Annotated in this window: 17 protein-coding genes; 16 read left to right on the top strand and 1 reads right to left on the bottom strand. The window is 32.5% G+C overall.

Features of this window, described 5'->3' with window-relative positions; genetic code table 11:
• Window positions 1-50: 50 nt before the first annotated feature.
• Genes ACY3JO_RS09290 through ACY3JO_RS09275 form a run of 4 tightly spaced genes read left to right on the top strand, consistent with a single transcriptional unit; the run spans window position 51 to window position 4,781 of the window.
• Window positions 51-1,763 carry a ribulokinase gene (locus ACY3JO_RS09290; protein WP_463084712.1) on the top strand — a complete coding sequence of 571 codons (1,713 nt, stop codon included), beginning with the start codon at window positions 51-53 and terminating at the stop codon, window positions 1,761-1,763.
• A gap of 24 nt (window positions 1,764-1,787) precedes the next feature.
• Window positions 1,788-2,798, top strand: a complete 1,011-nt coding sequence (locus tag ACY3JO_RS09285) for a 2-hydroxyacyl-CoA dehydratase (protein WP_463084711.1) — start codon at window positions 1,788-1,790, stop codon at window positions 2,796-2,798.
• On the top strand, window positions 2,773-3,999 hold the full coding sequence (locus ACY3JO_RS09280; RefSeq protein WP_463084710.1) for a 2-hydroxyacyl-CoA dehydratase subunit D: 1,227 nt from the start codon (window positions 2,773-2,775) through the stop codon (window positions 3,997-3,999). Before ACY3JO_RS09285 ends, ACY3JO_RS09280 begins: the two co-directional genes overlap by 26 nt.
• On the top strand, window positions 3,996-4,781 hold the full coding sequence (locus ACY3JO_RS09275) for an acyl-CoA dehydratase activase (RefSeq protein ID WP_463084709.1): 786 nt from the start codon (window positions 3,996-3,998) through the stop codon (window positions 4,779-4,781). The genes ACY3JO_RS09280 and ACY3JO_RS09275 overlap by 4 nt, the downstream gene beginning before the upstream one ends.
• 5 nt (window positions 4,782-4,786) lie before the next feature.
• On the opposite strand, the gene ACY3JO_RS09270 is transcribed toward ACY3JO_RS09275, so the two are convergent.
• Window positions 4,787-5,797, bottom strand: a complete 1,011-nt coding sequence (locus tag ACY3JO_RS09270; RefSeq protein WP_463084708.1) for a LacI family DNA-binding transcriptional regulator — start codon at window positions 5,795-5,797, stop codon at window positions 4,787-4,789.
• 179 nt (window positions 5,798-5,976) lie between these two features.
• Here ACY3JO_RS09270 and ACY3JO_RS09265 point away from each other — a divergent pair, with 179 nt between their 5' ends.
• From ACY3JO_RS09265 to ACY3JO_RS09210, 12 genes are all read left to right on the top strand, one after another.
• The gene (locus ACY3JO_RS09265; protein WP_463084707.1) at window positions 5,977-7,314 is read left to right on the top strand and encodes an ABC transporter substrate-binding protein; all 1,338 of its coding nucleotides are present in this window, start codon (window positions 5,977-5,979) and stop codon (window positions 7,312-7,314) included.
• A 71-nt stretch (window positions 7,315-7,385) separates the two neighbouring features.
• Window positions 7,386-8,264 carry a carbohydrate ABC transporter permease gene (locus ACY3JO_RS09260; protein WP_463084706.1) on the top strand — a complete coding sequence of 293 codons (879 nt, stop codon included), beginning with the start codon at window positions 7,386-7,388 and terminating at the stop codon, window positions 8,262-8,264.
• A gap of 12 nt (window positions 8,265-8,276) precedes the next feature.
• The gene (locus ACY3JO_RS09255; protein ID WP_463084705.1) at window positions 8,277-9,122 is read left to right on the top strand and encodes a carbohydrate ABC transporter permease; all 846 of its coding nucleotides are present in this window, start codon (window positions 8,277-8,279) and stop codon (window positions 9,120-9,122) included.
• Between the two features lie 105 nt (window positions 9,123-9,227).
• Entirely contained in the window at window positions 9,228-11,699 is a 2,472-nt protein-coding gene (locus tag ACY3JO_RS09250; RefSeq protein WP_463084704.1) for an alpha-L-arabinofuranosidase C-terminal domain-containing protein, read from the top strand.
• Between the two features lie 268 nt (window positions 11,700-11,967).
• Window positions 11,968-12,717 (top strand): LamG-like jellyroll fold domain-containing protein, encoded by a 750-nt coding sequence (locus ACY3JO_RS09245; protein ID WP_463084703.1) that lies wholly within the window; start codon window positions 11,968-11,970, stop codon window positions 12,715-12,717.
• Between the two features lie 31 nt (window positions 12,718-12,748).
• On the top strand, window positions 12,749-13,489 hold the full coding sequence (locus tag ACY3JO_RS09240) for a LamG domain-containing protein (protein WP_463084702.1): 741 nt from the start codon (window positions 12,749-12,751) through the stop codon (window positions 13,487-13,489).
• A gap of 113 nt (window positions 13,490-13,602) precedes the next feature.
• Complete coding sequence (locus ACY3JO_RS09235) at window positions 13,603-14,598, top strand: LacI family DNA-binding transcriptional regulator (RefSeq protein ID WP_463084701.1); 996 nt, start codon at window positions 13,603-13,605, stop codon at window positions 14,596-14,598.
• A gap of 22 nt (window positions 14,599-14,620) precedes the next feature.
• A complete protein-coding gene (arfA, locus tag ACY3JO_RS09230) occupies window positions 14,621-16,159 on the top strand; it encodes an arabinosylfuranosidase ArfA (RefSeq protein WP_463084700.1) in 1,539 nt (512 codons plus the stop codon).
• Window positions 16,160-16,177: 18 nt separating this feature from the next.
• Window positions 16,178-16,867, top strand: a complete 690-nt coding sequence (locus tag ACY3JO_RS09225) for an L-ribulose-5-phosphate 4-epimerase (protein ID WP_463084699.1) — start codon at window positions 16,178-16,180, stop codon at window positions 16,865-16,867.
• A gap of 18 nt (window positions 16,868-16,885) precedes the next feature.
• Window positions 16,886-18,370: an L-fucose/L-arabinose isomerase family protein gene (locus tag ACY3JO_RS09220; RefSeq protein WP_463084698.1), complete on the top strand. Its 1,485-nt coding sequence runs from the start codon at window positions 16,886-16,888 to the stop codon at window positions 18,368-18,370.
• Window positions 18,371-18,578: 208 nt separating this feature from the next.
• On the top strand, window positions 18,579-19,826 hold the full coding sequence (locus tag ACY3JO_RS09215; RefSeq protein WP_463084697.1) for an extracellular solute-binding protein: 1,248 nt from the start codon (window positions 18,579-18,581) through the stop codon (window positions 19,824-19,826).
• Between the two features lie 31 nt (window positions 19,827-19,857).
• A complete protein-coding gene (locus ACY3JO_RS09210) occupies window positions 19,858-20,763 on the top strand; it encodes a carbohydrate ABC transporter permease (RefSeq protein WP_463085675.1) in 906 nt (301 codons plus the stop codon).

The raw sequence follows: 20,763 nt of genomic DNA, 5'->3' as shown, positions 1-20,763 counted from the left end.
TTTTTTTTAGTAAAATTATTAGTAAAAATCTATAGAAGGAGGTGTGTTTTATGGGAAAATATGCCATAGGACTTGATTATGGTACTAACTCTGTTAGAGCTTTAGTGGTTGATATCAATACAGGAGAAGAATTGGGGACTTACGTTTTTAATTATGAACATGGAGAGGCAGGAATTATTCTCGATCCTAAAAATCCCAATGTGGCAAGACAGCACCCAGCGGATTATATAAAAGGCTTGGAGGTTTCTATAGAGGGGGCTCTCGGAGAGGCTGAAAAAAATAATAAAGAATTCAAAAGAGAAGATGTGATAGGAATAGGAATTGATACCACTGGTAGTACACCACTTCCAGTAGATAGAGAGGGAATACCATTAGCTTTTTACGATGAGTTCAAAGATAATATTAACGCTTTAGCATGGCTTTGGAAAGACCATTCCAGTTATGAAGAGGCTGAAGAAATCACAAAATTAGCTAACGAGGGGGGATATCCTTACCTAAGAAAGTATGGAGGAGTATATTCATCTGAATGGTTCTTTTCAAAGATTCTTCACTGTTTACGGGTAGACCCTAAGGTTTTTGATTTTGCTTATACATGGGTAGAGATATGTGATTTTATTCCAGGAGTGCTTACAGGTAAACAGAAACCAGAAGAAATAAAGAGGAGTGTATGTGCAGCAGGTCATAAGGCTATGTATAATCCTGAATGGGGTGGACTTCCAAGTAAAGAGTTTTTAGGAAAATTGCACCCAAAGCTTGCTGATTTAAGAGACAGACTTTATAATAAAGCTTATACTTCTGATATACCTTTTGGTACTATTTCTCCCTATTATGCAGAGAAATTTAAACTAAGGGGAGATGTGGTAGTAGCAGTTGGTGCTTTTGATGCACACATGGGAGGAGTTGGAGCAGGTATAAAACCAGGTATTCTTGTAAAGGTTATAGGTACTTCCACATGTGATATGATGGTTGTCCCTAATACTGAGAAAATTCCTGATATACCAGGTCTATGCGGTATTGTAGATGGATCTATACTTCCTGGATATTATGGATTGGAGGCTGGACAATCTGCAGTAGGTGATATATTTAACTGGTTTGTTAAATATTTAACTCCAAGAGAATATTTTGGTGAGGAATCCCAAAATAAGGATCTTCATCAATTGTTGACTGAGCGAGCTCAAAGATTAAAGACTGGAGAAAGTGGTCTTTTAGCCCTTGATTGGAATAATGGTAATAGGACTATTCTTGTGGATGCAAAACTAACAGGGCTTCTTATAGGACAGACTTTACATACTCGTCCTGAAGAAATATATAGAGCATTGATTGAAGCTACAGCTTTTGGGGCGAGAGTAATTATGGAAAGATTTGAAGAATATGGAGTAAAAGTAAATGAAGTTATAGCTTGTGGGGGAATTCCTGAAAAGAATCCTTTCATAATGCAGATTTATGCTGATGTTTTAGGTAAAACTATAAAAATATCCTACTCTTCTCAGACTCCAGCTCTTGGGGCTGCCGTGTTTGGGGCAGTTGCAGCAGGGTATGAGAAAAGTGGCTATAAAAATGTGGAAGAAGCTCAGAAAGCTATTTGTAGAGTGAAGGACGTAGTTTATAATCCAAGGAAAGAAGATAGAGAGATATATAATAGATTATATAAGCTTTATAGAGAATTACATGACATATTTGGTACAAAAGAAGCATCCTATAACCTATATCATGTTATGAAAGATCTTATTGAGATAAGAGATAAAGTCAAAGGAGCAAAGTAATACTTTATGATATAATACTATTTAATGGGAGATATAAATGGATATGTTGAATTTTTGAAAGATGAGATTAAAAAAGGGGGATATGTGGGATATATGTGCTCATATATCCCCCCTGAGATTATTCACGCTTCAGGTTTCAAAGCCCTATTATTAACTTATGATTCTTTGTATCCAGAGAGAGTAGATTCTTATTTTCCCAAATACTTTTGTCCGTATCTTAAAAATATAAGTGAATTTCTTTTAAGGGAAGAGATTACCCTTGAAAAAGTAGTTGTTACAGATAGCTGTGATTCTTCAAAGAGAATTTATGAATGTTGGAAAGAATTGGGAATAGTTAAAGATGCGTATTTTTTAAAAATTCCCTTTGGTAGGAGAGAAGAAGATATATTATACTTCTCAGAAGAATTAAGGGATCTTTATAAGAATTTTTTAAATGGAAAATCTGAAGATAAAATATTAGAAAGTATCTCTTATTTTAATAATTTAAGGGGAAAAATAATTTGTCACTCAAATAGTTATTTATTCTTATCTTACCTCTATCTTTCTTCGAGAGAGGCTTATATAGAAAAGGAAAAAGATCATGAATATAAAATAAAAGTTTACCTATTAGCTTCTATGATTCCAGTTAGTTTTATTAATTACTTAGAACAATTTGGGATTAAGGTAGAATATATTGACTCATGTTTTGGTAATAAAAATCTGGAAAGGATAGAATCTTATAAAGATGATCCTTATTATAATATTTCTTTTCATTATCTTAATAAAATGTCTTGTATAAGAGATCTGAGCTTAAATAAAAGGTTAGAAAAAATTTTTGATATAAAGGATAAAATAGATGGTGTAATAATTTATACTTTAAAATATTGTGATCCTATCATATATCATGGAGGTTTATTGAAGAAATTACTAAAAGAGAGTAATATACCGACTCTTATAATTGACGATGACTATACCTTTTCTTCCAAAGAACAAATTAGGACACGTATAGAAGCTTTTATGGAGATGTTATATGAACATAGAGAAAATAATATATGAAAAAAATGACTTATTAAAAAAGCTATTAAATTTAAGTTCACTATTTTGGGGAGCAAAAGTATTTGTACTTGAAAAATATAAAAACGATCATATTACTAAGGTTTCTTACCTCTACGCCATAGATTTAGTACGTTCTATCTATAGTAATAAGAAAAAAGTAGTAATGGTAAATATTTTCACACCAACAGAAATTTTCTATGCTTTAGATTTGTATCCTTTACTTCCTGAGGTAGCATCTGGTTTTCTAGGAGCTATAGGTTTAATTAGGAGGCCTCTTCAAGAGAGCGAAGAAATTGTGAGTGCAGCAGATGTATGTAGTGTGCACAGGGGAATTATAGGTTTGGCAAAACTTAAGGTTTTTCCTAATCCTGATTATCTTGTATCTTATACCAAACCATGTCATTCTCCTTTATATTCTTTTAATATCATTAGTAGATTAGAAGGTGGAGAGTACTTTGTCTTAGATTCTTACGATAAAGTAGATTACTTAGCTAAAAATCTTGAGGAATTATATTATTACATGTCTAAAAGGTTAAATATAAAAGATGCATATGATAAATTAAGAAAGACTATACACCTTTCCAATGAAGCATATAAATATTTTGAAGAGGTTAAAGAACTAAGAAGAGATCATACTGTAATAGATGGTAAAGATTTTCTTGATTTTGCAGCTATGATTTTTTCATCCTTTGGTTCTAAGCATGGGGTTCTATTTTTTAAAACTTTAAGAGACGAGATAAAGAGGAGAATAAATGAAGGTAAAGAATTAAATCCTAAAATTAGATTATATTGGATGCATCTTGGCCCTTATTTTAAAACTGATTTCTTTTTGTGGATGAGAGAAAAAGAAGCTTACATTGTATTTGAAGAATCCACATCTATATCTTGGGAGATTTTAGATGAAAATAATCCTTTTGAATCATTAGCCAAAAAAATGCTTAATCTTAAGGCTTTTTCTACTTTAGAAGAGAGATTTAAATTGGGTATAGAGAATTTAAATAAATATAAGGCTGATGGCATAATAATTTTTAATCAATGGGGTTGTAGACAAGGATCAGTACCCTCTTATCTATTAAGAAGAAAATTTATGGAAGAGGGTATTCCTACAATAGTTATAGATGGAGATCTAATTGATGAGACTAATTTTCCGAAAGAGCAAATAAAAACACGTTTGGAAGCTTTTTTTGAGGTGATATCATGAATTACTATTTAGGAGTTGATATTGGATCTACAACTACTAAAATTGTTTTAATATCTGTTAAGGATTATGATAAAACTGAGATTATTGATTATGGTATCCAAGAGACTGGTCCAGATGGTAATAAAACTGCATTAGAACTTATGAATAATGTATTGGGTAAACATGGTATAAGAGTGGAAGAGATAAGAAATATTGTAGCAACGGGATATGGAAGGGTAAAGGTTGATTTTGTGGATAAGACTAAAACAGAAATATCCTGTCATGCCAAAGGAGTAATTTTTGTTTTTCCAAATGCAAGAACAATAATAGATATCGGGGGGCAAGATTCTAAAGTTATAAAGGTAGGAAAAAATGGGGCAGTTGTTGATTTTGTTATGAATGATAAGTGTGCTGCAGGAACTGGGAGATTTTTAGAAATTATGGCAAAGGTTCTTCAGGAAGATCTAAAAAATTTTGGACATATTCATAATATGGTTCCTGATTATGTTGAAATAACCAATATATGTACTGTTTTTGCTGAGTCAGAAGTAATAACACTGATTACTGAAGGTATTGAAAAAGAAAAAATAATAAAAGGTTTGAATTATTCAGTAGCTAAAAGGGCATTATCGTTAGCAAAAAGGGTAGGTATAGATAAAGATATAATTATGAGTGGTGGTGTAGCTAAAAATAAGGGTGTAGTTCAAGCTCTTGAAAATTTACTTGGAACAAATGTATATGTTCCTGAAGAACCACAAATAATGGGAGCATTAGGAGCTGCACTTTTTGCCAGAGAAATGTAATTTCTTTATCTTAAAGGGGCTGGTCCAGTAGATTTTCTCACTACAAGATATGTGTGGATATAAGATACTACTTTTTCTCCCTTTTCAATGAGTCTCAATATTAGTTCAGCTGCTTTAGATCCTACTTCTTGTTGAGGAAAAACCACAGTAGTAAGAGGAGGATTTACGTAGGAAGCCATCATAATATCATCTAATCCTACGATGGATATATCATCTGGTATTTTTAAACCTTGATTTTGAGCTTCTCTTAAAGCTCCTATTGCCATCATATCGTTGGAAGCAAAGACTGCTGTTGGTCTTGGATCAAGCTTTAGTATTTTCCTCATAGCCTCTTCTCCACTTCTCATTTTAAAATCACCCTCAAATATTCTATCCTCTGGTAAATCAATATGGTATCTTTTAAGAGCCATTCTAAAAGCCCTGAGCCTTGCTTGAGCAGTTTCTAAATCTAATGGTCCTGTTATTATAGCGATATCTGTATGACCTAAATTAACTAAATGGGTTACTGCTTCAGATATTCCTGACTGAAAATCCACTAAAAGTCCGCTAACATCTAATCCCTCAATATTTCTATCAAAAACTACTACTGGAATTCTATTAAGCTTGAGAAGTTCTATAACTGAATCATCTAATCTATTTGTCATTATAATTACACCATCAACATTTCTATCAATAAATCTTTTTATAGATGTACATCCAAGATCTGGATCATAGTCTGTATTACATAAAAACAAACTGTATCCATGCTTTAAGAGTACATTTTCTACTCCAATCACTACAGCAGGATAAAAAGGGTTTGTTACATCACTGATAACTAAACCTATTGTATATGTTTTTTTACATTCCCTTTCTGGAGCATAACCTAATTCTTGTGCTATTTTTAATATCTTCATTTTGGTTTCTGGATTTAATGAACCCTTATTATTAAGGGCAAAAGACACAGCTGAAATAGATACTCCAGCTGCTTTAGCTATATCTTTAAGTTTTACTTTCTTTTTTATCTCCTCTTGTTTCATGATAGTCCCTTATTAAATTAATAAAATTTTATTTTAAACTATACTATTTTTTTTCTTTTTAGTCAACATTTAATCTTGACTTTAAGAAATTTTAGGCTTATATTATTTAGTAAAAGTTTTAGTGAAAAGTAAAGATGGGGGGTGAAAGATCAATAATCTCTTAGGAGGGAGGGTTTAGAATGAGACGAGTTTCCATTCTTCTCATCCTTGTATTGGGTTTGTTAATGATAGGTTATGCTCAAAAGCAAGTCGTACTTAATGTTTGGTCATCACCAGATAATGCTGATGCATTACAAGACATTGCTCAAAGATTTATGCAAAAATATCCAGATATTAAGGTACAAGTGACTCCTATTTCTTGGGAAGTACTTTATCCAAGAATGTTGGCGGACGTAGCGAGTGGTACTGGAGCCTTTGATGTGGCCACATGGGATGTAATGACGGCTGGTGCAGTAGCAAAAGGTTTTGTGGATCTTGAGGAGTTTAGAAAACAAAATCCAGATCTTGCTGATCCCAATTGGGATATGAAAGATTTTGATCCCACAATATGGCATATAGCTGGAATGTGGGTTGGTAAAAACATAGGAATACCTTTTTATTGCAATACTATGCTCTTTTATTATCGTAAAGATCTTTTCACGGATTCTAAATTAAAATCCGAATTTAAATCAATGTTTAAGAAAGATCTTGCTGTGCCAAAGACTTGGGAAGAGGCAGTAGATGTAGCAAAATTCTTTACCAAAAAATATAATCCTAATTCTCCTACTGATTATGGAATTGCTTTAATGTTCCCCAGAACCCATACTCTATTCTATATGTATCTCCTATTCTTTGCACCATTCAGAAGGAGTGCTGAGGGAATTAAAAAATTTGGTCCTGTGGATCTTGATTATGGAGATTATTTCACTAGTCAGAAAAAGCCTGCTTTTAATACTCCTGAAGGGGTCAAAGCTCTTGATATGATGAAAGCTTTAATGCCATACAGTCCTGATCCTCTTGGTTCTGATTATGGAGAAACCTTAGAACATTTTGCAAGAGGTACTGTAGCTATGGTACCTCAGTGGACTGGAGTATGGGCGACCTTTAAGACATCTTCTGCATTGCAACCTTTTGATAAGAAGGTTGGAGTTGCATTGATGCCAGGTGGACATTCAGTTAGTGGAAATTGGGCTTTAGGCTTAAACCTTGCAAGTAAGAATAAAAGAGAAGCTTTTTTATTCATTCAATTTGCTGCAAATAAAGAGAATGATAAAATTAAGTTCATAAAATATGGTGTTGCTCCATCAAGATTGTCTACTGTAAGGGATCCTGAAGTTAGAAAAGCAGATCCAAGAGTTTCAGTCTTCTTACAGACAATAAAGACTCAGGCTCATAGGCCAAGAATACCAGAAGAGCCAAAGTTGGAGGATATTACAGTTGGTGTTTTCTCTGAAATTTTGATGGGAAAAAGACCTAATACTGTAGAGGAACTTAATAAATTAGCCAATCAATGGTCAGATATCTTAGCTGGTAAGTAAAAGATCCTAACTCAATAGAGAGGGAGAGTATATTCTCCCTCTCTATTAAATTTATTTAGGGGGAATTATTAATGGATAAAGGCACAAGAAGAGTAGCAATTTTTATGGTTATGCCTCTTGTTTTTGTATTTTTACTTCTTACTATTTTCCCTTTTCTTTATATGGTTATTATTTCCTTTACGCATTATAATTTGTCTGAATGGAAAGCTCCATATTTTGTGGGGTTAGGAAATTATATAAATATCTTTAAAGATGAAGGTGTTCTTTCTACTTTAGAATTTACAATAATGCTAGTTTTAATAGCTTTACCTTTAGAGATTTTATTGGGGGGATTTATTGCTCTTTTTATTCAAAATTTAGTAGGAGAAAAGATTGTAAGAAGTTCATTGTTGCTTCCTATGATGATACCTGCAGTGGTTGTAGGAGTTATATGGAAAATGCTTTTTAATTACGAATATGGACCTGTAAACTATTTATTGAATTTATTTAAAGTAGATAAAATATCTTGGTTTGGTGATCCATTTTTTGCCCGCATTGCCATAGTAATTATGGATATATGGCAATGGACACCATTTACATTTTTAGTATTGTATGCAGGATTGCAAACAGTACCTAATGATTTGATAGAGGCTGCGAAGGTTGATGGTGGAAATAGATGGATAATTTTTAGATATGTTGAATTTCCTATGTTAAAGCCCCTTTTTTGGATATTAATAATATTAAGGCTCATTGATATATTGAGGATGTTTGATATTGTATATATGACCAGTTTTGGTGGGCCTGGATATGCTACTCATACTTTGAGCTTTTATATTTATAAGGTAGGGGTTTCCTTTGGATGGGATGTAGGATATGCCTCTGCATTAAGTGTACTATTATTAATAGTTATAACTTATTTAACTAATCTTCTAATTAGGACAATGAAGCTTTGGGAATATTTAGAGTTATAGGAGGGTGATTTCATGAAAATATTTGTTAACTTGATAAAATGGTTTTTACTTATATTTATATTATTTTTCTTTCTTTTCCCAGTTTATTGGCTTATTACTACTGCTTTTAAACCTGCCAGTGATTGGTTTACATGGCCTCCTACTATAATTCCTAAGACATTAACTATAGAAAATTTTACTGGAGGAGGTAGTTTTTACGGAAGTACTACAACTTCCATAGAGAATATTATGCCTTATCTTAGAAATAGCACAGTTATATCCCTATTAACTTCCATTTTAGCTGTTATTATCGCGTCATTATCTGCTTATTCTATTGCCAGATTTAAAACGGGAGGTAGAGGGTTTGCCTCTTGGATCATCTCTGTTAGAATGCTACCACCAATAGCTACCGCTTTACCTCTTTATATACTTTTTAAGAATTTGAGGCTACTTGATACATGGATTACTCTTATATTAGTTTATCTCGTTTTTACAATACCATTTAGTACATGGGTTCTAATATCTTTCTTTAATGGTATTCCTAAAGAGTTAGATGAGGCAGCATATATAGATGGAGCATCTGCTATGAAAACCTTCTTTCATGTTATATTACCTTTAAGTGCACCAGGGCTTGCAGCAATGATGACTTTAAGTTTTGTTACTTGTTGGGGAGAGTTTTTGCTTGCTTTAATTTTGACAAGTACAGCTAATTCTCAAACACTGCCTGTATATTTAGGTAGGTATATAACTGGATGGAGAATTGCATGGGGACCTCTTTCTGCAGCTGGTATTGTTACCATGCTTCCTGCTGTAATTTTTTCTTTTACCATGCAAAGATATCTTTTAAGAGGATTGACCTTTGGTGCAGTAAAGTATTAAGTATTATTTGTTATGTAAATTAAAAAAGCTTAATACAAATTATTATTAATTTTATGTATTTCTGGAAAGGTTTCCGTAAATAAACATAAAAAAGGAGGTTAAAAAATGAAATTTAAAAAAATAATATTGTTATTTTCTATATGTATGCTTTTAATGTTAAGTATAGAATTAGGGTCTGAAAATATCGATACATTAGAAGTTGATACTTCAAAAAGAGGAATAGAAATTAGTCCTATGTTATATGGAGTTTTTTTCGAAGACATTAATTATGCTGGTGATGGAGGATTATATGCAGAGCTAATTCAAAATAGATCCTTTGAATTTCCTCACCCTTTACATAGTTGGTCTATAAGTTCGTTGGGTAAAGATAAAGCTGGTTATAGTATTGAAAAGAATAATCCTATGAGTTCTAAAAATCCCACATATTTACGAATTGTTATAAGTAGTATTGATAAAGGAGTACTTATTTCTAACCAAGGATATCATGGTGTTACTGTAAAAAAGGGAGAAAGTTATAGAATTGCTCTTTATGCCAGAAGTCCAGATAATAGCATAAAAAATATTTTATTTGAAGTATCAGATAGAAAAGGTAATATTGGATTTAAAGGAATTATAGAAGGAATCGGAAAAAATTGGCAAAAATATGAAAAAACAGTAACTTGTGAGAATGAGATAGAAGATGGAAGGTTTGTAATTACTGTTAATCAAAAAGGAATATTAGATTTAGATTTTATATCTTTATTCCCACAAAACACATGGAAAGGTAGAAAAAACAGTCTTAGATATGATTTAGCAAAGTTAGTTGCAGATCTGAAGCCTTCCTTTGTTAGATTTCCAGGTGGATGTTTAGTACAAGGAAGAACAATGGCTGATGCCTATCGTTGGAAGAAGACTATTGGTGATCCATCTGAGAGACCTACAATAATAAACTTTTGGGGATATTACCAGAGTTTAGGATTAGGATTTTATGAATATTTTTTATTTTGTGAAGATATAGGGGCAGAACCTGTACCTGTTATAAATTGTGGTATGGCTTTTCAAGGAAGTGGCCCAAATGATATGGCTCCTTTGGATAAACTTGATGAGTATATACAAGATGCTTTAGATTTAATAGAATTTGCCAATGGTTCAGTAAATACAAAATGGGGAGCCGTAAGAGCTCAACTTGGGCATCCTGAACCTTTTAATATGAAATATATAGAGATAGGAAATGAGCAGTGGGGATACGATTATTATGTGAGATATGAAAAGTTTTATGATGCTATAAAGAGAAAATACCCCAATATAAATGTAATTTTTGGGGTAGGTCCTTCTCCAAGTGGAAAAATTTTTGATGATGGGTGGAATTGGGTTAAGAGTAAAGGAAAAGCAGATTTGGTGGATGAGCATTATTATATGGCACCTGAGTGGTTCTTATCTAATACTGATAGATATGCCAACTATGATAAAAATTATAAAGTATATGTAGGAGAATATGCTGCCCATGGGAAAGGAAGAAGAAATAATTTAGAGTCTGCATTATCAGAAGCTGCATATCTTATAAATATTGAGAAATATTCGGAGGTAGTAAAAATGATTTCTTATGCACCTCTATTTGGAAAAGAAGGAGCAAGTCAATGGCAACCAAATCTTATATGGTTTGATAATAAATCTTCGTATGCTACACCTAATTATTATGTAATTAAGATGCTAAATGAGAATAAAGGGAAATATATCTTACCTATAAATTTAAATATTCAAGCAGATCCTTCTAAAATGGAGATTACAGGAATGATAGGATTAGGATCTTGGCAGACCGCAGTTGAATATAAAGATTTAACAATAATAGATAATAATACTCGAAATGTACTTTATGGGGATAATTTTAAAGATACTATTAAAAATTGGATTGTTTTTAGAGGTATATGGACACAAAGAGATGGTGTATTTTCTCAATCTACTCTTTCTGAAAATTGTTTTGCTGTAACAGGAAACAAAGAATGGAAAAATTATACTATTCACGTAAAGGCAAAGAAAAATTCTGGGAGAGAAGGATTCCTTATAATGTTTGGTGTAAAAGACTTTGATAATTTCTACTGGTGGAATATAGGAGGTTGGGGAAATTCTTATACCGCAATAGAAAAATCTGTAAATGGTATAAAAAGTATAGTGGGAAATTCAGCTAATATTAGAGTGATAGAAGATAAATGGTATGATATCAAGATCGAAGTAAATGGGAATAGAATCCGTTGTTACCTTGACGGAGTATTGGTTCACGATGTAGAGGATAAAATGGAAAAGAAAGAAATTTATGCTAATGCTGTAGAGGATTCAAATGGAGATGTAGTATTAAAGGTGGTTAATATTTCAGAAGAAAATAAAAAGCTTAACATTTCTTTAAAAGGAATTTCTAAAGAGGATATATTACCTGTTGCAGAGGTAAATGTTTTAACCTCTAATGATTTAAAAGATGAAAATTCTATGGATAATCCAAAAAAGATTTTCCCTCAAATTATGACCTTTAGTGGAGTTGGAGATAATTTTGTTTACGAATTTCCTAAGTATTCCTTAACTATTATTAGGATAAAGAAAAAATAAGTTTGTTAATTCATATTGAGGGGGATTACAAAATTCCCATATCTTCTATTGACTATTTAAAAGTATGAGGTTAAAATTTAAATAAAAATTTTATTAACTAAGATTATAAAATGATCTGGTTTTTATTGAAAATTTATTTTTTATATGTATATGGAAACCTTTCCAGAAAAAGAATAACGGGGGAGGTGATATTTAAAAGATTTTCAATTCTATGGTGTTTATAAAAGATAGTTTTAAAATTAAAAATTAATTTAAAGGGGGTTAAAATATGAAAAAAGTAATAAGTGTTTTGGGGACTTTAGTTATATTGTTGTTGATTGCAGGATGTACTAAAACAGGAGAAACATCTTTACAGCAAATTCAACAGATACCACAAAAACTTGAACTTCCCAAAGGATTAGTGGCTTATTATCCTTTTGAGGTAGATTTAAAAGATGCTAATGGTTTGTTAGGAGAGGGTAAAGTTATTGGTTCTAGAATTGGTCAAACAGGTGGACAAGTAAGTTTTGGAGAGGGGGTTGTTGGTAGGGCATTAGTTTTAGATGGAAATTCTGGAGTTTTACTTTATGAAGGTCCTATAGAAACATATGAATATTCTATAGCTCTTTGGATTTACCCTGAGGAATTAAACTATTACACTTCCGCGTTTTTTGCAGCTGTAAATCCTGATACTTGGATAAGTATTGTCCCCGGAGGTCATTCATTATTTGAAGGTAGAGCTGGTTTTTGGTCTGGAAGTGAATGGTTTGATGGTTGGACAGATGTTAAATTTGAGGTTGGGAAATGGTATCACTTTGTCATTACAGTAGATAATGGATTAGTTAGAGTATATATAAATGGAGAAAAAAGATTTGTAGGTAAGAAGGTACAAGATTTATTTAGAGGAGATAAAGTTGTAATAACCTTAGGAGTAAATTGGTGGGATCCACCCTTTAAAGGTAAAATTGATGAATTAAGAATTTATAATAAGGTTCTAACTGATGAAGAGGTAAAAGAGCTTGCAAGTTTAGGAAAGTAGATTTTTATGGATGAGGGGGTAAATTAAGTGTATGAGAAAGATATTTAGCTTAATAATTATAACTTTATTTTTATTAATAATTTTTTTATCAGGTTGTAGTAAACCCATAACAATATCTTCTGCAGTATTGTTGGCCCATTATAAATTTGAGGAAAATTTAAGTGACTCTGTAGGAAATTATGGTGAAGGACAAGTTTGTGGAGATAAAATAGGTAAATCTGGAGGTAATATTACTTACACTACAGGAATTGATGGAAAAGCAGTTTATTTAGATGGGGCTTCTGGAATACTATTGCCTAATAATTTAATATCTACTTATCAATATAGTATATCGCTTTGGTTAAATATAGAGACCCTTTCCTATTTTACCCCAGTCTTTTTTGGTGCAGTTAAGAAAGATATATCAAATGAATGGTTAAGTATAATTCCAGGTGGACATGCTTTATATAATCCTCCAAATCAACTTGCGGTATGGTCTAATTATAATAATGGACAGGAATGGTATGATGGTAAGACAGAATACACGTTAGAGACGGGTAGATGGTACCATATTGCAGTAACAGTAAACAATGGTAATATTAAGATATATATAAATGGTGAGAAGAAATTTGATAATGGTGGTTTTCCAGATCTTTTCACTGGAAAAGATACACTTTTTGCTTTAGGAGTAAACTACTGGGATACACCTTTTAAAGGGGCAATTGACGATTTAAGAGTTTACAATGGTGTTCTAACTGACTCTGAGGTTTTGTCTCTTGCCACAAAACAATAAATATGTTTTTTACAAGAGGTAGGAGGGGTTTCTAAGCTTCTCCTACCTCATTTTTATATTGAAAAAAAATTAAAAATATAGTATAAATTTTACTAAAAAAGATGGAGATTAAAGTGAGACATGTTACAATAAGAGATGTGGCAAAATTAGCTGGTGTTGGAATTGCTACAGCTTCCAGGGCCCTTAATAATAGAGGAGAGGTTAGCCCAGCTACAAGAAAAAGGGTTCTGGAGGCTGCACAAAAATTAGGGTATGTACCTAATTCTCTTGCCAGAGGTCTTTTATCTGGAAAAACAAAAAAAATTGGAGTAATTATTACTACTATACTAAATCCATTTTATGCTAATTTAGTAAGTGGTATAGAAAGCATTCTGGTATCAAGAGGGTATAACTTGATTTTATATAACTCCAACGAGGATCCCAAAAAAGAGAAAGAAGCAATTCTTTCGTTAATGGAACAGAGAGTAGATGGCCTTATATTAGCTCCTATTGAATATGAATCTCAAAATGTAAAATATCTTTATGAAAATCAAATACCCTTTGTATTAGTGGCAAGAAGAACAGCTGATGAAAATACGAACTATGTAGTCTGTGATGATTACTTAGTGGGAAAAATGGCCACAGAACATTTGATAGAAAGAGGGTATAGAAAGATTTTTTTTCTAAACTCATGGAGAAACTCGAGTGCAAAATTAAGGTTAGAAGGATATAAAACTGCTTTAAGAGAGGCAGGTTTATTGATTAATCCGAAACTTATTTATTCTTTACATCCAAATTCAGATTTAAAAGCTATTATAGAGAATGTTTTTTCTAATAAAACAAGACCAACTGCTATTTTCTGTTTTTGTGATTCTATAGCAGTAGAAGTTATGAGAATTTTAAAAAATATGAAACTTAGAATACCTGATGATGTGGCTATAGTGGGATGTGATAATTTGGATTATACAGAGCTATTAAATCCGTCTCTTACAACTATTGATATATCAAAATACGATATGGGTGTAAAAGCAGCGGAAGCTCTTTTAGAGATCTTAAATACTGAAAGTACTGAGAAACCTTTATTTCAAAAAGTTTTTACACCTAAGTTGGTGGTAAGAGAATCTACTTAAGATATAAGGAGGTTGTAGTGTTATGAGAAAAGCTAAGGTTATATTGGATAAGGATTTTACGATTTCAGAAGTAGATAAAAGGATTTATGGGTCTTTTATTGAACATTTAGGAAGAGCTATATATACAGGGATTTATGAGCCTGGACATCCTCAGGCTGATGAACAAGGATTTAGAAAAGATGTTATTGAGTTAGTAAAGGCCCTTAAAATTCCAATTATAAGATATCCTGGAGGCAACTTTGTTTCAGGATACAATTGGGAAGATGGTGTAGGACCAAAGGAGCAAAGACCTAAAAGACTTGAGCTTGCTTGGAGAAGTATAGAACCAAATGAGGTTGGGATAAATGAATTTGTAGATTGGACTAAGAAGGTTGATTCTAAAGTGATGATGGCGGTAAATTTAGGGACTCGGGGTATTGATGAAGCACGAAATTTAGTAGAATATTGTAATTTCCCTGGAGGCACCTTTTATAGTGATTTAAGGAAGAAGCATGGTTATCCAGAACCTCATAAAATAAAAGTTTGGAATCTTGGGAATGAAATGGATGGGGAATGGCAGATAGGACACAAATTACCTCATGAATATGGAAGGTTGGCAAGAGAAGTAGCAAAAGTCATGAGACAGGTTGATCCAAACATAGAACTTGTTGTATGTGGAAGTTCTGGTCCTGGTATGACTACTTTTCCAGAATGGGAAAGAATCGTCCTTGAGCATACATATGATGTGGTGGATTATGTATCTTTGCATTACTATGCTAATTTTCCAAGTGGTCCTGAGTTTATTGAGTTACCTAATAATCCAGATTTAGCAAGTTTTATGGCAAAGAATTTAGATATGGATAGATTTATTAAGACTGTAGTATCTACAATAGATTATGTAAAGGCTGTTAAAAGAGCTAAGAAAGATATTCATATATCCTTTGATGAATGGAATGTGTGGTATCATTCATTTGAGAAAGATAGAAAAATTGAACCATGGCAGATAGCACCACCTCTTCTTGAGGAAGATTATAATTTTGCTGATGCTGTACTTGTAGGATGTATGATCATAACGCTTTTAAGACATGTTGATAGAGTTAAAATTGCATGTTTAGCTCAATTGGTTAATGTATTGGCTCCTATAATGACAGTTAAAGGTGGTATAGCATATAGACAGACTATTTATTATCCTTTCTTACACGCTTCAAATTATGGACATGGAATAGTTCTAAATCCCAAGATAGATTCTCCTAAATATGATTCAAGGCTTTACACAGATGTGCCTGTTATAGAAACTATTGCAACATACGATGAAGAAGAAGATACTATAAATATATTTGCTGTTAATAGAGATGCAAAGGAAGATTTATTGGTAGAGTATAACTTGAAGGGGTTTGAAAAATTTAAAGTACTTGAGAATATAGTATATGAGAATGATGATCCTTTTGAAGGAAATACTCCTGAAAATCCTGACAAGGTTGTACCTCATTTAGCGAATAATGCCAAAGTTAACAATAGTATCCTTGAGGTTTTACTTCCCAAATTATCCTGGAATGTTATTAGATTGAAAAAAATAAATTGATTAAAAGGGGTAATTATTATGCTGTTACCTAAGTTAAGAAAAGAAGTCTATGAGATGAATATGGAGCTTCCTAAGAATGATCTTGTTGTTATGACCAGTGGAAATGTAAGTGGAAGAGATTTTGAAACAGGATATATAGTTATAAAGCCAAGTGGTGTAAAATATGAAGAACTTTCTCCTGAAAAAATGGTAGTAGTGGATATTGAAGGTAATGTTGTGGAAGGTGACTTGAAACCTTCTGTGGACACCCTTTCACATCTTGTGGTTTATAAAGGCCGTAAAGATATAGGGGGTATTGTTCATACCCATTCACCATATGCTACAAGTTTTGCATTATTAGGTAAATCTATCCCTGTTTATCTTACTTCTCATGCAGATTATTTTGGTGAAGAAATACCTGTTGCAAGATATGCTTCTCCATTACCATTAGAAGATGTAGGTAATGCGTTATTAGAAGTAATAAATAAAGAAGATAGACCAGAATGGGTAAAAAAGCACCTACCTTTTGTACCAGTAGTGCTTCTAAAAAATCATGGTGTTTTTACTTTTGGAAGGACCCCATCGGAAGCTCTAAAATATGCTGTGATGGTAGAAGAAATTGCTAAAACTTGTTATTTGGCTTTGACAATAGGAAATCCTGATATTCTCCCTAAGGAAGAGGTTGAAAAATGTTTTAAAAGATTTCATGAAGTTTATGGGCAAAAATAAAATAGGGAGGTGATTTCCTTGAAAAATATTCCTGAAGTGAAACTTGGTATAGTAGCTGTTAGTAGAGATTGTTTTCCTATTGAGCTTTCTCGAAATAGGAAAAATAAAGTAATTGAGGAATGTAATAAGAGAGGAATACCAATAATAAATGTAGAAACGATTATAGAGAACGAAAATGATACTGTTAAAGCCTTAAATGAAATCAAAGAGAAAGGGATAAATGCTTTAGTAATTTATCTTGGAAATTTTGGTCCTGAAGGTCCTACTTCTTTGCTTGCTCAAAGATTTGATGGACCTGTTATGGTAAGTGCAGCTGGAGAGGAAACAGGTAAAGATTTGTTTAATGGTAGGGGAGATGCTTACTGTGGTTTTCTAAGTTTATGCTATAACCTTGGTCTAAGGAATGTAAAAGCTTATATACCACATTATCCTATAGGATTACCTTCAGAAATTGCAGAAATGATAAAAGATTTTATACCTATAGCAAGAACTATTCTTGCTTTAAACAAATTAAAGATTTTTTCCTTTGGTCCAAGACCTCAAGATTTTGTAACCATGCATACACCTATAAAGCCTCTATATGATATAGGTATTTCTATCATGGAGAATAGTGAATTAGATCTCTATGATGTATATAGGAGTGCTGAAAACGATCCAAGAATTCCAGAAGTGATGAAAGATATGGCTAAGGAGCTTGGGACTGGAAATAAATATCCAGAATTGCTAAGAAAATTGGCTCAATATGAAGTTGCATTAATTGATTTTATGGAGAAAAACTTAGGGGCTTCTGAATTTGGTATATTTGCAAATAAGTGTTGGCCAGCTTTTGAAAAATATTTTGGTTTCGTTCCTTGTTACGTAAATTCAAGACTTGCGACAAGAGGAATACCTGTTGCTTGTGAAGTTGATGTTTATGGTGCACTTAGTGAATATATTGTTTATACTACCAGTGAGATGCCAGCTACCCTTTTGGATGTAAATAATACTGTACCTTATGATCTTATGGAAGAACAAAAAGATAAAATGAAAGATTATAAACCAATGGATCTATTCATGGGGTTTCATTGCGGAAATACTCCTTCTTGTTGTCTTGTTGATTATTCTATGAGATATCAATTAATTATGCATAGATTAATGGAGCCAGATAAAGAACCTAATATTACCAGAGGTACCTTAGAAGGAAGATTAAGACCTGGTGAAATGCTAATATTTAGGTTACATGCAACTCCTGATGCAAGATTAATCTCATATGTTGCAGAGGGAGAAATTCTTGATATGGATCCAAAATCATTTGGAAGCATAGGCGTTTTTGCAATTAGAGAGATGAGGAGATTCTATAGATATGTGATGTTAGAAAAGAAGTTTCCTCATCACACTGCAGTTGGTTTCAAGCATGTTGCAAAATATATCTATGAAGTGCTGAAACTACTTAATATAGAGGAAATTTATTTCAATTTAGGACCCAATGAAAGATATCCTCATGAAAATCCATTTTTAAAATAAAGTGTGATAAGGTTCTAAGGGGGAGCATTAATATTTGCTCCCCCTTTTAATATGTTATATGAAAACCTTTTCGGATAAGATTAATGTGTTAAATATAAGAAAGAAAGTTTAGATAAATAAAGGATTTTAAAATTTATACTTGACATTTATGTTTTTAGTTGATAAAATTTTTAACGAAAGTTTTATTAAAGTAGGGGAGGTGATCTCTGTGAAAAAGATTCTTCCACTAAGTATCCTTTTGATTTTTCTTTTGTTTATTCTTAATGTTTCTTCATCGCAGACCAAAGTTCAAATTACTTTTATGACCCCATTAAGTGGTGCTGATGGAGCATATATGGATCAGATAATACAGAATTTCAACAAGGAAAATCCTGATGTAAATGTAGTCCACATGGTTGTAGGTAGTTCAGTTGAATATAAGCAAAAGTTATCGACAGGTTTAGCTACAAAGTCTGCACCACAGGTTCTTCTTATTAGAAAGTTTGATTTACCAATGTATTTAAATCAAATGAAAGGATTCACATTAGGAGAATTAGCAAAATACGGAATAAATATAAAAGATGTATACCCTAATTTATTGGATGGTTTAGTTAAAGATAACAAGTATTATGGAATACCACTTGATGTATGGATTTTTTACATGGCATATAACAAAGCAAATTTCAAAAAAGCGGGGCTTGACCCTGAGAAACCTCCAAGAACAAGGGATGAGTTTATTAAGGCAATGGAGGCTTTAAAGAAAATAACACCAAAAGGATTAACACCTTACTATGAAAATCCTACTTGGGCTTGGATATTTGTTCATTTTCTCTGGCAATTTGGTGGAGATCTTTTAACTCCTGATTTTAAGAAGCCAGCATTTAAAGATGCAGCTGTTCAAACCCTTAAATTCCTTATAGATCTCCAAGAAAGAGGTATTTTCCCAAAGGCTGCTGTAGATCCAGGTCCACCATTCCAATCAGGTCAAACTTCTGTCTTAATTACTGGAATATGGACTATAAACCCATGGTTGCAAGCTCTTGGAAAGGATTTTGGGTATGCCCCATGTCCACAAGTAGGTACTACAAAAGCAGTATTTGGTGGTTCCCATATTATAGCTATGTCTGAAGTTATGGTTCAAGATCCTAAGGTATATCAAGCTTCAATGAGATGGGTAAAATATTTATGGGATCATGCTCTTGATTGGTATGCAGCAGGACAAACTCCTTCAAGAAGGTCTATAGCTACTTCTGATGAATTAAAGAAGAAACTACCCCATATATATGTAGTTGCACAACAATTACCATATGTAAAAACATTCCAATTCTTCCCTTACATTTCCGAAGTATTAGATGAAATAGCAGTCTATTTAGAGGACGTACTTATAACAAGAAAATTAACTCCTGAGCAAGCAATGGAAAGGGCTGAAAAAGCTGTACAAAGAATTCTCGATGATTATTGGTCAACAGCAAGGTAAATATATAAGGGAGAGATATGGAATGGCTACTATGAAACAGAAAATTTTCTCTAATAAAGTTTGGTGGGAGCTTGGGAACTGGGGGTTCCTGCTCCCCCACTTTTTCTTTTTTGTTTTGTTTATTATTATTCCACTTATCTCAAATATACAGATAAGTTTTTATAATTGGAATCTTTTAGGACAAAAAACTTTTGTGGGTTTTCAGAATTTTGTGCGTATTTGGACAGATGATAGATTTTGGCTTGCAGTAAAAAATACGGTAATATTTGCAATTGTTAGTATACCATTAGTAATTATAGTTGCTATGATTATTGCCTTAATACTTAACCAAAAGGTTTACTTTAAATTATGGTTATTAATAGCTTTTGTTTCTCCCACATTCTTTGGTTCTGTTGGTATCCTTACAACTTGGAAATGGATATATGCATCTTATCCAACAGGTCTTCTAAATTATTATCTTACAAAATTTGGTATTCTTAGAGAAGCTATTTCTTGGTTTGAGACTCCTGCTAGAGCATGGCTTTGTATAATTATAACCACTGTATGGTGGATTGTTGGATTTAGTGTTTTACTTTATCTTGGTGCTTTACAAAGAATACCTCCTGAACAATATGAGGCTGCAAAAATTGACGGGGCTGGTCCTTGGAGAATTTTCTGGAATGTAACTCTTCCTTGGATGAGAAATGTACTCTTTTTTGATGTTGTAAGACAAGTACTTTTAGCGTTCGGGTTATTTGACCAGGTTTATTTCTTTACTGGAGGAGGACCTGCAGGAAGTACAAGAACAATGGTTTATTATCTCTATTTAATTGGTTTTACTCGTCAAGAATTAGGACAGGCTGCTGCTATTTCATGGTATATATTTGCAATTGTGTTAATTTTTGCTTTGATTCAACTTTTAATGCTTACTAAGGCAATTAGAAGTGCAGAGGAGTGA

It is taken from the genome of Dictyoglomus sp. LHC4, assembly GCF_055181355.1.
Note: the sequence above shows the minus strand (reverse complement) of the source record. Positions and strands in the feature narration are given on the sequence as shown.

Excerpts from the sequence above, each read along its gene's own strand:
- ACY3JO_RS09225 (WP_463084699.1), top strand. The coding sequence starts at position 16,178 with ATGCTGTTACCTAAGTTAAGAAAAGAAGTCTATGAGATGAATATGGAG.
- ACY3JO_RS09210 (WP_463085675.1), top strand. The coding sequence starts at position 19,858 with ATGAAACAGAAAATTTTCTCTAATAAAGTTTGGTGGGAGCTTGGGAAC.
- ACY3JO_RS09240 (WP_463084702.1), top strand. The coding sequence starts at position 12,749 with ATGAGAAAGATATTTAGCTTAATAATTATAACTTTATTTTTATTAATA.
- arfA (WP_463084700.1), top strand. The coding sequence starts at position 14,621 with ATGAGAAAAGCTAAGGTTATATTGGATAAGGATTTTACGATTTCAGAA.
- ACY3JO_RS09270 (WP_463084708.1), bottom strand. The coding sequence starts at position 5,797 with ATGAAACAAGAGGAGATAAAAAAGAAAGTAAAACTTAAAGATATAGCT.
- ACY3JO_RS09250 (WP_463084704.1), top strand. The coding sequence starts at position 9,228 with ATGAAATTTAAAAAAATAATATTGTTATTTTCTATATGTATGCTTTTA.
- ACY3JO_RS09260 (WP_463084706.1), top strand. The coding sequence starts at position 7,386 with ATGGATAAAGGCACAAGAAGAGTAGCAATTTTTATGGTTATGCCTCTT.
- ACY3JO_RS09290 (WP_463084712.1), top strand. The coding sequence starts at position 51 with ATGGGAAAATATGCCATAGGACTTGATTATGGTACTAACTCTGTTAGA.
- ACY3JO_RS09280 (WP_463084710.1), top strand. The coding sequence starts at position 2,773 with ATGAACATAGAGAAAATAATATATGAAAAAAATGACTTATTAAAAAAG.
- ACY3JO_RS09265 (WP_463084707.1), top strand. The coding sequence starts at position 5,977 with ATGAGACGAGTTTCCATTCTTCTCATCCTTGTATTGGGTTTGTTAATG.
- ACY3JO_RS09245 (WP_463084703.1), top strand. The coding sequence starts at position 11,968 with ATGAAAAAAGTAATAAGTGTTTTGGGGACTTTAGTTATATTGTTGTTG.
- ACY3JO_RS09275 (WP_463084709.1), top strand. The coding sequence starts at position 3,996 with ATGAATTACTATTTAGGAGTTGATATTGGATCTACAACTACTAAAATT.
- ACY3JO_RS09285 (WP_463084711.1), top strand. The coding sequence starts at position 1,788 with ATGGGAGATATAAATGGATATGTTGAATTTTTGAAAGATGAGATTAAA.
- ACY3JO_RS09255 (WP_463084705.1), top strand. The coding sequence starts at position 8,277 with ATGAAAATATTTGTTAACTTGATAAAATGGTTTTTACTTATATTTATA.